We start from the raw sequence: 13,629 nt of genomic DNA on the forward strand, positions 1-13,629 counted from the left end.
GTCTATGAATAGTTGTTCTTATTTGCAATCGAGTGGAGCGCACCAAGGTGTTGTGCTTAAACAACAAAACAAAAAGCCTGCAACTAAGCAGGCTTTATTGTGGGGGGAGGGAGGGGAGCTGTTAGCCAACTTGAGAAAGATTAACCACTTTCTGTTGTAGCTTTTTCTTTAAATAGTCCGTTAAGGCCTGTTTTTCTTCCTCGTTCATGTAAAGACCAAGCTTAGTACGGCGCCATAAAATGTCTTCATCGGTCATTGCCATTTCATGGTTCATTAAGTAATCGATCTCACGTTGGTAAACACCACCGGCTTGTGTCGAGAACGTTTGTCCTAAGTCAGCTTCACTTGTTGTACCTTCCATTAAGTTCCACGTTTGGGTACCAAACTGAGTGACATAACGAAGAATCAATGCTTCTGGCGCCCAAGTGTATTTAGCGTGAATTTGTTTAGCTAATTGTTCACGACTACAGCTGAAGTTACCACCAGGAAGGGTTTGGTTGGCCGTCCAGTCGCTTCCCATCTCTGGTAGGAAAGGAGCCAGCTTTTTCATTGCCGCTTCACCCAGCTTACGGTAGGTCGTCAGCTTACCACCAAAGACAGAAAGCAGAGGTGCATGGTCGTATTCCGCATCGAGCTCTAGCGTGTAGTCTCGTGTGATTGCTTGCGGAGAGTCAGATTCATCGTCACATAAAGGACGAACACCGCTGTATGTCCAAACTACATCTTCGCGAGTCAACTGGTGGACAAAGTGTTGGTTTACGATATCAATGAGGTAATCGACTTCGTCATCTGAGATCGACACTTCACGTGGGTCACCTTTGTATTCCACATCTGTTGTACCAATGATTGAGAACTTATCTAAGTAAGGAATCATAAATACGATGCGATTGTCTTTGTTTTGAAGAATGTAGGCTTGCGGTTCGTTGTGGATACGAGGAACAACGATGTGCGAGCCTTTGATTAAGCGAATGTTACGAGGAGAGGCTTGCTCTAATCCATCATCAAAGAACTGTTTTACCCAAGGCCCCGCAGCATTGACTAACGCTTTCGCTTTACGTTCGAAACGTTGGTCTGTCATCACATCGTGAATAGTAACATGCCAGATACCACCTTCACGGTGTGCTTTTTCCACGCGGCAGTAGTTACGCACTTCAGCATGGTTTTCGCGAGCCGCAAGAACGTTCAGTAATACTAAACGTGCATCATCAACCCAACAGTCAGAGTATTCGAAACCCGTTTTCATCTCTGGTTTTAGCAAGCCAGATTTCGCAAGGTTGACGGTTTTACTGCCTTGCAGCGTCGTACGTTTACCCAAGTTATCGTAAAGGAAAAGGCCACAACGAATCATCCAAGCTGGGCGTAGGAATGGGCGATGCGGTAAACGGAAACGCATTGGTAATGCGACGTGTGGTGCTTTACGAAGAATAACCTCACGCTCTGCGAGCGCTTCCGAAACTAAACGAAACTCGTAGTGTTCAAGGTAGCGTAAACCGCCGTGTATCAGTTTAGAACTTGCTGAAGAAGTCGCAGATGCGAAGTCATGTGCTTCATATAAGCCAACACTCAAACCTCGGCCAGCTGCGTCTGCTGCAATACCAGCTCCATTAATGCCGCCACCGATTACGATCAAGTCTAAGGTAGTGGATGAGCTAGTAGTGGAAGCATTATTTTGTATACTCATAAATTTGACCTCTTGGTGAGCGAACGAGCATTTTAGAACATAATGTAATCCTAGCTCAGGTTTCGTTTGTGATCATCTATTATTTTCGTTTGTGAGCGTTTTGTGTGATTTAGACACAAAAAAAACCTCTGTCTAATTAAGACAGAGGTCATTTGAGGGGGAGTTATACGATTGACGTTACTCGTTTTCGGAGTTTGATTCGTTAGCTTCAACCACTTCAAGTGGGATAGAAGCTTCCTTCAAAATTGACAAGATTTCTTCTGGTGGCTGCTTATTGGTAAAGATCATGTTGAGCTGTGCAATATTGCCTAGTTTCACCATAGCATTGCGCCCGAACTTGGTGTGGTCTACGGCAAGAAATACACTACGGCTATTGTCAATGATCGCTTGTTTGACCCGGACTTCGTGGTAATCAAAGTCTAATAGCGAGCCATCGAAGTCGATACCGCTAATGCCGAGAATACCAAAGTCGAGACGGAACTGTTTAACGAAATCGAGGGTAGCCTCGCCAACAATACCGCCGTCTCTGCTGCGGACTTCTCCACCCGCTAAGATGACTTTGATTTCAGGGTTAGGGAAAAGAATGGTCGCAACATTGATGTTGTTGGTGACAACACGCAACTGTTTATGGTTTTTATTGAGCGCTCGCGCAACTGCTTCTGGTGTGGTGCCGATATCGATGAATAGTGTGGCACCATCTGGAATGTGTTTGACTACCTCGTCTGCAATGACATCTTTTTCATTGAAGTTGAGCGCTTTACGCGTGTTGTAAGATGTGTTTTCAGAACTGAGAGGAATAGTGGCTCCACCGTGATAACGACGAATTTTGTTGTCATCGGCGAGTTCATTGAGATCGCGTCGGATGGTTTGTGGGCTGACATTGAATCTTTCTACTAACTCATCCGTGCTGACATAGCCTTGTTTTTTCACCAGCTCAACAATCTGCTGGTGTCGAGGTATTTGCTTCACTTACCACTCCCTTGTGCATTGGTAACGGCCAATGCTTCAAATTCGAAGCTCTATTGTGCTCGAATTTGCTCGTTGTGAGAAGTAAGCGAGTTCAGGAATCGGGGATAAAGCGCAAAAAGAGCGCACAAATGGCGCTCTTTTTTTCTTATGGAGATGAGATTAATCTTCTTCGTCGTGAAGTTCAGACCAGGTTTGTGCACATTTCACTGCACGTTTCCAGCCCTTGTAACGACGATTGCGTTTTTCTTCATCATCGTGTGGCTCAAAGGTGCGATCAAGTACCGCTTTATTCTGCAACTCATCAATGCTATCCCAGTAACCAACTGCGAGGCCGGCAAGGTAGGCTGCACCAAGAGCGGTAACCTCAGTTACTTGAGGGCGGTGTACTTCTGTGTTCAATACATCGGATTGGAATTGCATTAGGAAGTTGTTCGCTACTGCACCACCATCGACGCGAAGGTTCGCAAGCTTAATGCCTGAGTCAGCTTGCATCGCATCCAGTACGTCACGAGTTTGATAAGCGATGCCTTCCAATGTTGCACGGATGATATGGTTTGAATTCACACCGCGAGTAAGGCCGACAATCGTGCCACGTGCGTAGGCATCCCAGTATGGAGCGCCTAAACCAGTAAATGCAGGCACGACATAAACGCCGTTTGATGTATCCACTTTTGTCGCGAAGTATTCAGAGTCTTCTGCACCGTTTAGGATTTTCAATTCATCGCGTAGCCATTGGATAGAAGCTCCACCCATGAATACGGCGCCTTCAAGTGCATAAGCTGGTTCGCCTGCAGGACCACAAGCCAAAGTAGTTAGAAGGCCATGTGTCGAAGTGACTTTTTCTTGGCCCGTATTCATTAGCAAGAAACAACCCGTACCGTAAGTGTTTTTCGCTTGACCCGCTTCAACACACATTTGGCCGTAAAGCGCCGCTTGTTGGTCACCTGCGATTCCAGAAATAGGAATACGAGTACCGCCTTTACCACCGATGTTGGTTTTACCGTAAATTTCCGATGAGCGCTTCACTTCTGGCATCATAGATGCTGGAATGCCAAGCTCATCTAACATTTTTTGATCCCAACATAGATCGTTGATGTTAAACAGCATGGTACGCGATGCATTAGTGTAGTCGGTTACGTGAACGCGACCTTGAGTCATCTTCCAAACTAACCAAGTATCGACAGTACCAAACAACAGCTTGCCTGCTTCTGCGTCTTCTCGTGCGCCTTCAACATTGTCCAGAATCCATTTAACTTTGGTACCTGAGAAGTAAGGGTCAAGCACCAAACCAGTGTTGTCACGTACATAGTTTTCGAGACCGCGTGCTTTTAAATCTTCACAGATATCAGCAGTACGGCGACATTGCCATACGATCGCATTGTAAACGGGTTTACCTGTTTCTTTGTTCCAGACGATGGTCGTTTCACGCTGGTTAGTAATACCGATAGCCGCTAATTGGTCGCTACGGATGCCAGACTTAGCTAGAGCTTCTACTAAAGTAGAGCTTTGTGTTGCCCAGATCTCCATTGGATCATGTTCAACCCAACCAGCTTCTGGATAAATCTGAGTAAATTCGCGTTGCGCGACGCTTACGATGTTCGCATCGTGATCAAGAATCACTGCGCGAGAGCTTGTTGTACCTTGGTCCAGGGCAACAATGTATTTTTGCTCAGTCATGGTAAGAATCCTTTTGTTTCGTTATTTATATTTTAGTAAATGTTCGAGTTACGTCAGTTTTAAGCTCTAGCTTCTTCTGTTTCTTCTTCCGTCTCACATTGGTTTGGAATCGTACAACCGTGGCCTTGTTGTGGAAGGTAAGCGGCAATCGCTTTTGGATACAACCAACCACCAAAACACGCACCTGCAATCGGAGCAAGTAAAGGCACGATAAAGTAAGGAATGTCTTTAGCACCTGTCAGAGCGTAATCCCAACCTGCGAAGTAAGCGAACAGCTTCGGTCCAAAGTCACGAGCAGGGTTCATCGCAAAGCCTGTTAGTGGGCCAAGTGAACCACCGATGACGGCAATCAAAATACCGATCAATAGAGGGTTCATTGCGCCACGTGCTGCGCCGTTATTTTCATCGCCCAGAGCCAGAATCGCAAACATCAGCACAGCAGTGATAACGAATTCCACAGCAAAAGCACCAAAGAAAGAGAGGGAGGCATGCGGATAGGTTGAGAAGATACCAGCAGTTGCTAGTGCATCTTGGCTGCTGCGAACGAAGTTATGAGCGATTTCGTAGTCGGTGAAAAGGTTGCTGTATAAGCTGTATACCAATGCAGCAGAACAGAATGCCCCAAGCATTTGAGCGATAATGTATGGCACCACTTTCGCCTTATCAAAACCATGGAACATAGCAAGTGCGATGGTAACGGCAGGGTTGATGTGTGCACCAGAGACGCCAGCCGTACAGTAAATAGCGATGGCGACACCGAAGCCCCATACAATACTGATTTCCCATTGTCCAAATGATGCGCCTGTTAGAACTAAGGCTGCAACACAGCCTACGCCGAAGAAAATAAGTAGTCCTGTACCGATAAACTCGGCCAAACATTCTCCGAGCAGAGAGGGGTGTTTGTTCGTTGTCATGTTAAAAGTCCTTTGATCATTTTTGCCTGTCTAGCACGATACTATTGTGCATATATAAACGTTTGCGAAAACAAACGAACGTTAAAAATGAGCGTTTGAGCATAAATTTGTTAATCAAAGTCTTCGTTTTTGTTAAATGGCGCATCTTTTAACCGGAAAAGAACACAACGAAAATAATTTATTTGTCACGAGGCCAGTGTTGAGAGCGCTCAAATTACCGATGTGAAAAAGAATGCACAACTGGTAAGAGGAGTTTTGTGAAGCTGCTACGTGCTTGGAGATTTATTACACAGAACTTGTGTAGCAGTTAACCCTAAAGGAGTAGGAGGATGTCAAATGTATCAAGGGCTAGCAGTGATATAAAAATACGCAGTCATGTTTGGACTTTTAGAAAAAATCGTCATCCCATTGATACCAATAGGATGAGTTGAGAAGAGAATAAACGCTGTTAATGTCTTGTGTTTGTGAATCATTGCTTCGGCTTGTATTCAAATAAAAAATTGTTTTTTTTATTTCGTTTGATGCTAAACGTGATCGTTTTTCAGCTTTTTAGTTATTAGTTGGTTCGGAGCGAGTAGGGCAGGCGTAAATCGCCCTTTTTACGGTTAGTTTATGTTCTAATTCGAGCCTTTGTTTCAAAGGTTTCGAATTGGAATGCTAAAGTGAGGGGTTTGAACATCAGTTTAATATTAACGAATCTTGAGTAAAGTTGAACGATGATCTAATTAATGCTCATATAATTTACTGTATTTACTTATATTTAATTCATGTGCAACATTTGTCACAGAAATAAAATCCTAACTCCATACAATTCATGAACTTTCGAACGAAGATTTATTTTGTTTCGTTCGCTCCTTTTGTGTTTTTACCATCGCATACAAAATAATGAGGTTCCTATGTTTGGAATATTCAAACCTAAGGCGCACATTGATCGTCTGTCCCCTGGCAGCATCGATAGCACCTACTCTCGCCTCCGTTGGCAACTCTTTATCGGTATCTTTGTTGGCTACGCCGGTTACTATCTAGTTCGTAAAAACTTCAGTTTGGCGATGCCTTATCTTATCGAGCAAGGCTTTAGCCGCGGAGACTTAGGTGTCGCCTTGGCAGCTGTTTCCATTGCATATGGTCTCTCTAAGTTTCTAATGGGCAGCGTTTCAGACCGCTCCAACCCTCGCTATTTCCTTAGTGGCGGCCTATTGATGTCTGCATTAGTGATGTTTTGCTTTGGCTTTATGCCATGGGCGACTGGTAGCGTCACTGCGATGTTCATTTTGCTTTTCTTGAACGGTTGGTTCCAAGGGATGGGGTGGCCTGCTTGTGGCCGAACCATGGTGCACTGGTGGTCACGTAAAGAGCGTGGTGAGATCGTTTCGGTTTGGAACGTGGCGCACAACGTGGGTGGCGGCTTGATTGGTCCACTATTTATTCTTGGCCTGTGGGCATTTAACGATGATTGGCGCACTGCATTTTATGTTCCTGCATTTTTCGCCACGTTGGTTGCTGTGTTTGTTTGGATGACGGTTCGCGATACCCCTCAGTCTTGTGGTCTGCCTCCTATTGAAGAATACAAAGACGATTACCCAGATGACTATGACAAGTCCCATGAACAAGAAATGACAGCGAAGGAAATCTTCTTCAAATACGTCTTCAATAACAAACTTCTTTGGTCGATTGCAATTGCAAACGCATTTGTTTACCTAATTCGTTACGGCGTACTGGACTGGGCACCTGTTTACCTAAAAGAAGCGAAGGATTTCTCGGTAGATAAATCGTCATGGGCTTATTTCTTATACGAATGGGCTGGCATTCCAGGAACACTATTGTGTGGTTGGATCTCTGACAAATTGTTCAAAGGTCGTCGTGCACCTGCTGGTATCTTATTTATGGTGTTAGTGACAGTTGCAGTGATGGTTTATTGGTTTAACCCTGCGGGCAACCCAACAGTAGATATGATGGCGCTTATTGCAATTGGCTTCCTAATCTATGGTCCGGTTATGCTGATCGGTTTGTACGCACTTGAACTCGCTCCGAAGAAAGCGGCAGGTACTGCCGCTGGTCTTACTGGTTTGTTTGGATACCTAGGTGGGGCAGTTGCCGCAAACGCGATTTTGGGCTACACCGTAGACCACTTTGGCTGGGATGGTGGCTTTATCATCTTAGTGGGTTCTTGTATTACTTCTATCGTGTGTTTGATGTACGCCTTCTTAGGTGAACGTGCGCACCACGAGCAAAAAGAGCGCGAGAAGGAAGCGCTAGCGTAATATTTATTTAAAGAGGCAGTGGAATACTGCCTCTTCGCTTTATCAAGGAAATAACAATGAAAACAAAGTCAGTATGTCTTACTTTTTTAGCACTTAGCCTCTCTGCTGGTGCGATTGCGAAGCCGCTTGTCATTGCGCATCGTGGTGCATCGGGCTACTTGCCTGAGCACACGCTAGAAGCCAAAGCACTTGCTTACGCAATGAAACCTGACTACATAGAGCAAGATGTGGTAATGACGAAAGATGACCAGTTGGTCGTGTTGCATGACCATTATCTCGATCGCGTAACGGATGTTGCGGAGCGTTTTCCTGATCGTGCACGTAAAGATGGTCGTTATTACGCGATTGATTTCACTCTGGCGGAAATCAAATCCTTGCGAGTAACTGAAGGCTTTAATATCGATGAGAAAGGCAACAAAGTAGCGGGCTATCCAACCCGATTCCCTATGTGGAAATCTGATTTCACCGTGCCGACATTTGCTGAAGAGATTGAGCTGATCCAAGGCTTAAACAAAACGCTGGGTTATGACATAGGTATTTACCCAGAAATTAAAGCGCCTTGGTTCCATCGTCATGAAGGTAAGGACATTTCTAAAGCAGTGCTTAAAGTCTTGAAGCAGTACGGTTATGGCTCTCAAGACGACAAAGTCTACCTTCAGTGTTTTGATGCGAATGAACTTCAACGCATCAACAGTGAACTCATGCCTGCAATGGACATGGACTTAAAGCTCGTTCAGCTTATGGCTTACACGGACTGGAACGAAACTATGGTGTACAAAGGCGACAAGGCAACACCATACAGTTATGACTGGATGTTCGAAGCCGACGGAATGAAGAAAGTAGCGAGTTACGCGGAAGGAATTGGACCTTGGAAGCCGATGCTGGTGGATGATAAGTCAACCAAAGATAATATCATCATCAAGCCGTTGATGAAGGCTGCAAAAGACGCTGGCTTGCAAGTGCATCCATACACGTTCCGCGCCGATCCAGGACGCATTCCAGCGTACACTGACAGCTTTGAAGGCATGATGGATGTGTACTACAACCAAGTAAAAGTGGATGGTTTGTTTACTGATTTCCCAGATAAAGCGGTCAGCTTTTTAAATCAGTAATCACGCATTTTGCTGTAAGCTAAAAAATCCCCCAACAGTTTCCTGCTGGGGGATTTTTCGTAGGGCTAATTCACGAATGAATTAGTTGTTTTTATGCAGTTCGCTGTTCAGTTCAACCGCGCTCTTGTTAGCAAGACACTCGATTTGACCTGTTACAGAGTTACGACGGAACAGTAGGTCAGAAACACCTGCAAGATCGCGTGCTTTCACTACTTCTACTTCTTGGCCTGCAGAATCTAGCATGCGCACTTTAGAGCCAGCGGTTACGTATAGACCTGATTCGATAGTACAACGGTCACCCATTGGGAAACCAAGACCTGCGTTTGCGCCTAGTAGCGAGTTTTCACCGATAGAAACTACAACTTTACCGCCGCCAGATAGTGTGCCCATGATAGATGCGCCGCCGCCGATGTCAGAGCCGTTACCAACCACTACGCCAGCAGAGATACGACCTTCAACCATGCTCACGCCTGTTGTACCCGCGTTGAAGTTGATGAAGCCTTCGTGCATTACTGTTGTGCCTTCGCCAACGTGTGCGCCAAGACGTACGCGAGAAGTATCAGCGATACGAACGCCAGTTGGTACCACGTAGTCCACCATTTTAGGGAACTTGTCTACGCAATCTACGCTTAGTGCACGACCCGCTAGGCGAGCTTCGATTTGACGCTCTGCTAGTTCAGGTAGATCGATTGGACCTTCGTTAGTCCATGCGATGTTGTGCAGTAGACCGAAGATCCCGTCTAGTACTGTGCCGTGTGGCTTAACTAGACGGTTAGAGATAAGTTGAAGTTTTAGGAAGCCTTCAGCAACACTTTGTGGCTGCTCGTCAGTGGCAAGGATAACCAGTACAAGTGGTTGTGCTGATTCTGCTGCTTTTGCTGCGAAAGATGCGTTTGCTGCATCGCCGTTTGCTTCAAATGCTGCTGCTAGTTCTGCGCTTTGTGCTGCAGAGATCTCGATAGCTTGGTTGCCTTGCTCGTAACCTGCTACTGCTGCTAGTGCGTTAACAAGCGCTTCGCTTGGGTTAAGAACTGGGTTTGGGAAAAACGCTTCGATGATTTTGCCGTCGCGGTTTTTAGTTGCCGTACCAAAGGCTAGAGAGAAGAAAGCCATAGTTGATCTCCATGTGTTGAGTCTTGTGTCTCGTCTGTTCACTGACAAGAAATAATTAAGTTGTCAGTCATCATAATGAGAGTGCTAGGGAGTTTAAAGAGGGGAAATAGATAAAGTCTGTAGATGGATACCTTTTGTCTTTTTAGAGATATGTTTGTCTGATGAGAAATGTGTCGCAAATCATTGATTAACTATCAAGGCAACAAAAATAAGGGGAGGACCGAAGTCACTCCCCCTACACTGGGTTTGTTGGATTTACTGGCTTTAGATAGTAAAGCGATAAATCGATTTAGAGACTTAGCTCACCGACCTCTACTGCAAGTGCAACCGTTGCACCTACCATTGGGTTATTACCCATGCCGATGAAGCCCATCATCGCTACGTGTGCAGGTACTGAAGAGCTACCCGCGAATTGTGCATCGGCGTGCATGCGACCCATGGTATCGGTCATACCGTAAGAGGCAGGACCTGCCGCCACGTTATCTGGGTGTAGAGTACGACCAGTACCACCACCTGATGCCACAGAGAAGTAAGGCATGCCTTCACGGTTACGTTCCGCTTTGTAGATACCTGCTACAGGGTGTTGGAAGCGAGTCGGGTTGGTTGAGTTACCTGTGATGCTCACATCCACTTGTTCTTTATGCATGATAGCCACGCCTTCACGCACATCGTCTGCACCGTAACAAAGGATCTCACCACGTGGACCTTGCGAGAATCGACGACGTTCTACTTCCACTAACTCACCAGTTTGGTAGTTGTATTGAGTGCGTACGTAAGTGAAACCATTGATGCGTGAGATGAGGTAAGCGGCGTCTTTACCCAAACCATTTAGGATAACTTTCAACGGATTTTTACGTGATTTGTTCACGTTAAGTGCGATTTTGATTGCGCCTTCTGCCGCTGCGAATGACTCATGACCGGCAAGGAAAGCAAAACAGCCACTTTCTTCATTCAATAGACGAGCCGCCAATGCACCGTGACCGATACCCACTTGGCGCTGCTGCGCTACGCTGCCCGGTTTTGTGCAGGCTTGAAGACCTTCACCGATGATGTTTGCCGCTTCTTCTGCTGTTTTTGCACCGCGGAAAATCGCCAAAGCAGTGCCCAGTGTGTAGGCATCGGCAGCGCTTTCAAACGCGATAGGTTGAGTGTCCATCACCAATGCTTTTGGGTCGATACCACGATCCATACAGTATTGGTAAGCCTCTTCCAGAGAAGATAGTTGCATTTCGTCTAATGTGCGACGTACAGATTCAGTAATCGGAGTGTTCATAATCTCTTCCCTCTTGGTGGCAATTATTGTTGGCGTGGGTTGATGGTCGTTACGGCTTCGTCAAAACGACCGTAAGTCCCCGTTGCTTTGTCTGCGGCTTCTGCAGCAGATACGCCTTCGTTGATGGCTTTCATCATCTTGCCGAGGTTGAGATATTGGTAACCAATCACTTCTTTGTTTTCGTCTAGCGCGAGTTTTGTTACGTAGCCTTCAGCTAACTCCATGTAACGCACGCCTTTTGCTTTAGTTGAGTAGCTAGTACCCACTTGGCTGCGTTGAGTTTGACCAAGGTCTTCCAGTGCCGCACCAATTTCCAAGCCGCCTTCAGAGAAAGCAGATTGAGTACGACCGTAAACAAATTGAAGGAAGATTTCGCGCATCGCGACGTTGATAGCATCACATACCAAGTCGGTATTCAGTGCTTCCAGAATAGTTTTGCCTGTTAGGATTTCTGCGGCCATCGCGGCTGATTGAGTCATGCCTGAACAGCCGATCGTTTCGATCAAAGCTTCTTCGATGATGCCGTTTTTGACGTTAAGAGTCAGTTTTGCTGCACCTTGTTGAGGAGCACAAGCACCAACGCCGTGGCTAAGACCAGAAATCGCGATAACGTCTTTTGGATTGATCATTGCGCCTTCGACAGGGATCGGTGCAGATGCATGAAGATCGCCGCGTTGAATCGGGCACATTGATTGGATTTCGTGTGAGTATTGCATAGTGTTTTCCCAGTGTACGATATCCAGCCTATTTGTCAGACTCAACGGCGTTGACTGCTCTTATTCGCTCCATCAAATAGAAAACTATGTTCAGGAGGTTCATGCGTTTGTTGCCTTGTTGAGTTAACAACTATTTTGGATATCTTTTTAATTTTTGAGAAAACAGGAGCGGGGTTGGAGAAGAGTTGAATTGCTCACTACAGAACTCTCGCTTTCACAACATAAGCGAAAGCACTTCCAACAGGGCTGACCTGTTTTCGTTTCTGTAGGAGTCATTAGCTTTAACAGCGGTTCGAATCTTTCGATTCCGGTGGTACCCCATCACCGAACCCATTTAGACTAGATCTAAGTCACACTAATCTGCAACATGAAATTTAGAGCAATTTGGGATATTAAATCGGTTCTTTATATTCTCAGAGATATATGGAGATAAACGGAAGGAATAAAAAAACGCCGCATAATGCGACGTTTTTTCTAAACAAATGAGAGGCTTATGCAGCGTCTTCTTGCTCGCTATCTTCTTCAACAGCTTCAAGCTTCTTTGCTTTTTTTGGTGCAGGTTTACGTTTTGCACCAAGAGCGTAAAGCACTTCTTCTTTGTTTTGCGCAAGGAACATTGCAAGATCTTCTTGCTTACCTTCGTCTTCTAGAAGTTCACTTTTACCCAGCAGTGAGAATAACTCGTCTGCCATATCCAGCATTTTGTCGTATGCGTCAGCTTCCGCTTTAGAGGTAAAAGTCATTTTCTCTTCTCCATTGCGTTCTACCACGTACTTGACGATTACAGCCATGGTTGGTCCCCTAATTTGGTGTATTGATACTGGCTTTTTATACAGTTTTTGACCAATCAAGTCTAGCGACAAGCCTCAGAATGAGAGACACGTACAACTAACTGACTAGCATTTAAACTATCTTGGTTTCACTTTGCGGATTTGTCCGCCAAAGGAAGGTTTGTTGGTCGCTCCCAATCTTGGCAAAATTCGATAAACGTTCTGAGCAATGGGCTTTGATATTTCTCTTTATGAACCAGTAACCAGAAGCGACGTTTCATATCTAAAGGCATGTCGAGCAGTTTTACGCGGCCGTCACGAATAGCAGGTTCTGCAGACAAACGTGACAAGCAACCTAAGCCTAACCCCGCCGATACTGAGTTGATCAACGCTTCGGTGGTATTGAGCTGAAAAGCTTCATGCCAATGTTCCAAGCGCGGTGCGACAACGCGCATAAAAAATTCGCGTGAACCAGATCCTGCCTCTCGCAATATCCATTCACTGTTTTCTAGCTCGGTTAAGTTTACTGGCCCTTCGTGCGCGGCTGGGTAATCGGGCGCGCAAATCACGCACATTTCATCTTCGCTAAACTGGGTAGACTGCAATTCAGGGTGAAGTGTTTTGCCCTCAATGAGGGCTATGTCTAACTCGTAATCGGTCAGCATGTCGCAGATTTGTGCGGAGTTAGAAATGAACAGGCTTTGAGAACGATGGTTCGTTTGCTGACGAAATTCGCTAAGCAAATAGGGCGCGACTTGGTTGCCAATGGTGTCGCTGGCACCAATGCGAAGTTGGCCCGATAGCGCTTGGTCACCATCGAAAATGCTCTCGATGTCTTTGGCTCGGTTGAGTAACTCATCCGCCAGTGGTAGCAGTTTTTGACCTTCTTGGTTCAAAATCAGTCGGTTATTAACACGATCAAACAAGTGATGGCCGATCTGTTTTTCTAATTCTGAGAGTGCCATGCTCACTGCGGCTTTCGATAAAAAGAGACTATCAGAAGCCGCTGTGAGCGTTTTGTGCTGCGTGATCGTCGTAAACACTTTCAGTTGTTTAAGAGAAATGTGACTTGCCATACCCCACCGTTAAGTAATTCTGAACGTTTGTTTTAAATAATTAGATATATCGGAACGAAGTGCAAGC

The 13,629-nt window shown here is 45.6% G+C and carries 11 protein-coding genes and 1 riboswitch; of the genes, 2 read left to right on the plus strand and 9 right to left on the minus strand.

Annotation, left to right across the window (positions count from 1 at the left end):
- Positions 1–121: 121 nt before the first annotated feature.
- From glpD to R7R24_RS17405, 4 genes are all read right to left on the minus strand, one after another.
- Complete coding sequence (gene glpD, locus R7R24_RS17390; protein WP_054576307.1) at positions 122–1,681, minus strand: glycerol-3-phosphate dehydrogenase; 1,560 nt, start codon at positions 1,679–1,681, stop codon at positions 122–124.
- Positions 1,682–1,858: 177 nt separating this feature from the next.
- Positions 1,859–2,650: a DeoR/GlpR family transcriptional regulator gene (locus tag R7R24_RS17395; RefSeq protein WP_005380192.1), complete on the minus strand. Its 792-nt coding sequence runs from the start codon at positions 2,648–2,650 to the stop codon at positions 1,859–1,861.
- A 159-nt stretch (positions 2,651–2,809) separates the two neighbouring features.
- Positions 2,810–4,327, minus strand: a complete 1,518-nt coding sequence (gene glpK / locus R7R24_RS17400) for a glycerol kinase GlpK (protein ID WP_005380193.1) — start codon at positions 4,325–4,327, stop codon at positions 2,810–2,812.
- A gap of 59 nt (positions 4,328–4,386) precedes the next feature.
- The gene (locus tag R7R24_RS17405) at positions 4,387–5,241 is read right to left on the minus strand and encodes an MIP/aquaporin family protein (protein ID WP_005380195.1); all 855 of its coding nucleotides are present in this window, start codon (positions 5,239–5,241) and stop codon (positions 4,387–4,389) included.
- Between the two features lie 896 nt (positions 5,242–6,137).
- Between R7R24_RS17405 and glpT the strand changes: the two genes are divergently transcribed.
- Positions 6,138–7,502 carry a glycerol-3-phosphate transporter gene (gene glpT / locus R7R24_RS17410; protein ID WP_005380199.1) on the plus strand — a complete coding sequence of 455 codons (1,365 nt, stop codon included), beginning with the start codon at positions 6,138–6,140 and terminating at the stop codon, positions 7,500–7,502.
- A 56-nt stretch (positions 7,503–7,558) separates the two neighbouring features.
- A complete protein-coding gene (gene glpQ / locus R7R24_RS17415) occupies positions 7,559–8,614 on the plus strand; it encodes a glycerophosphodiester phosphodiesterase (protein WP_005380201.1) in 1,056 nt (351 codons plus the stop codon).
- Positions 8,615–8,695: 81 nt separating this feature from the next.
- Here glpQ and dapD read toward each other — a convergent pair whose 3' ends face one another.
- The 5 genes from dapD to R7R24_RS17440 all read right to left on the minus strand — a co-directional run bounded on the left by dapD (position 8,696) and on the right by R7R24_RS17440 (position 13,562).
- Positions 8,696–9,727, minus strand: a complete 1,032-nt coding sequence (gene dapD, locus R7R24_RS17420; protein WP_042521367.1) for a 2,3,4,5-tetrahydropyridine-2,6-dicarboxylate N-succinyltransferase — start codon at positions 9,725–9,727, stop codon at positions 8,696–8,698.
- Between the two features lie 289 nt (positions 9,728–10,016).
- On the minus strand, positions 10,017–11,000 hold the full coding sequence (locus tag R7R24_RS17425; RefSeq protein WP_054577569.1) for a GGGtGRT protein: 984 nt from the start codon (positions 10,998–11,000) through the stop codon (positions 10,017–10,019).
- Positions 11,001–11,023: 23 nt separating this feature from the next.
- Positions 11,024–11,716 carry an iron-sulfur cluster assembly scaffold protein gene (locus R7R24_RS17430; protein WP_005386501.1) on the minus strand — a complete coding sequence of 231 codons (693 nt, stop codon included), beginning with the start codon at positions 11,714–11,716 and terminating at the stop codon, positions 11,024–11,026.
- Positions 11,717–11,975: 259 nt separating this feature from the next.
- Positions 11,976–12,051, minus strand: a riboswitch (Fluoride riboswitch).
- Between the two features lie 156 nt (positions 12,052–12,207).
- The gene (locus tag R7R24_RS17435) at positions 12,208–12,507 is read right to left on the minus strand and encodes a YebG family protein (RefSeq protein WP_005380208.1); all 300 of its coding nucleotides are present in this window, start codon (positions 12,505–12,507) and stop codon (positions 12,208–12,210) included.
- A 128-nt stretch (positions 12,508–12,635) separates the two neighbouring features.
- Positions 12,636–13,562 carry a LysR substrate-binding domain-containing protein gene (locus R7R24_RS17440; RefSeq protein WP_054577570.1) on the minus strand — a complete coding sequence of 309 codons (927 nt, stop codon included), beginning with the start codon at positions 13,560–13,562 and terminating at the stop codon, positions 12,636–12,638.
- Between the last annotated feature and the right edge of the window lie 67 nt (positions 13,563–13,629).

It is taken from the genome of Vibrio sp. 704, assembly GCF_033339295.1.

What these genes read in the sequence shown, in the direction of transcription:
- R7R24_RS17440 (WP_054577570.1), bottom strand. Translation starts at nt 13,562, where the DNA reads ATGGCAAGTCACATTTCTCTTAAACAACTGAAAGTGTTTACGACGATC.
- R7R24_RS17430 (WP_005386501.1), bottom strand. Translation starts at nt 11,716, where the DNA reads ATGCAATACTCACACGAAATCCAATCAATGTGCCCGATTCAACGCGGC.
- glpD (WP_054576307.1), bottom strand. Translation starts at nt 1,681, where the DNA reads ATGAGTATACAAAATAATGCTTCCACTACTAGCTCATCCACTACCTTA.
- glpK (WP_005380193.1), bottom strand. Translation starts at nt 4,327, where the DNA reads ATGACTGAGCAAAAATACATTGTTGCCCTGGACCAAGGTACAACAAGC.
- R7R24_RS17435 (WP_005380208.1), bottom strand. Translation starts at nt 12,507, where the DNA reads ATGGCTGTAATCGTCAAGTACGTGGTAGAACGCAATGGAGAAGAGAAA.
- glpQ (WP_005380201.1), top strand. Translation starts at nt 7,559, where the DNA reads ATGAAAACAAAGTCAGTATGTCTTACTTTTTTAGCACTTAGCCTCTCT.
- R7R24_RS17405 (WP_005380195.1), bottom strand. Translation starts at nt 5,241, where the DNA reads ATGACAACGAACAAACACCCCTCTCTGCTCGGAGAATGTTTGGCCGAG.
- glpT (WP_005380199.1), top strand. Translation starts at nt 6,138, where the DNA reads ATGTTTGGAATATTCAAACCTAAGGCGCACATTGATCGTCTGTCCCCT.
- dapD (WP_042521367.1), bottom strand. Translation starts at nt 9,727, where the DNA reads ATGGCTTTCTTCTCTCTAGCCTTTGGTACGGCAACTAAAAACCGCGAC.
- R7R24_RS17425 (WP_054577569.1), bottom strand. Translation starts at nt 11,000, where the DNA reads ATGAACACTCCGATTACTGAATCTGTACGTCGCACATTAGACGAAATG.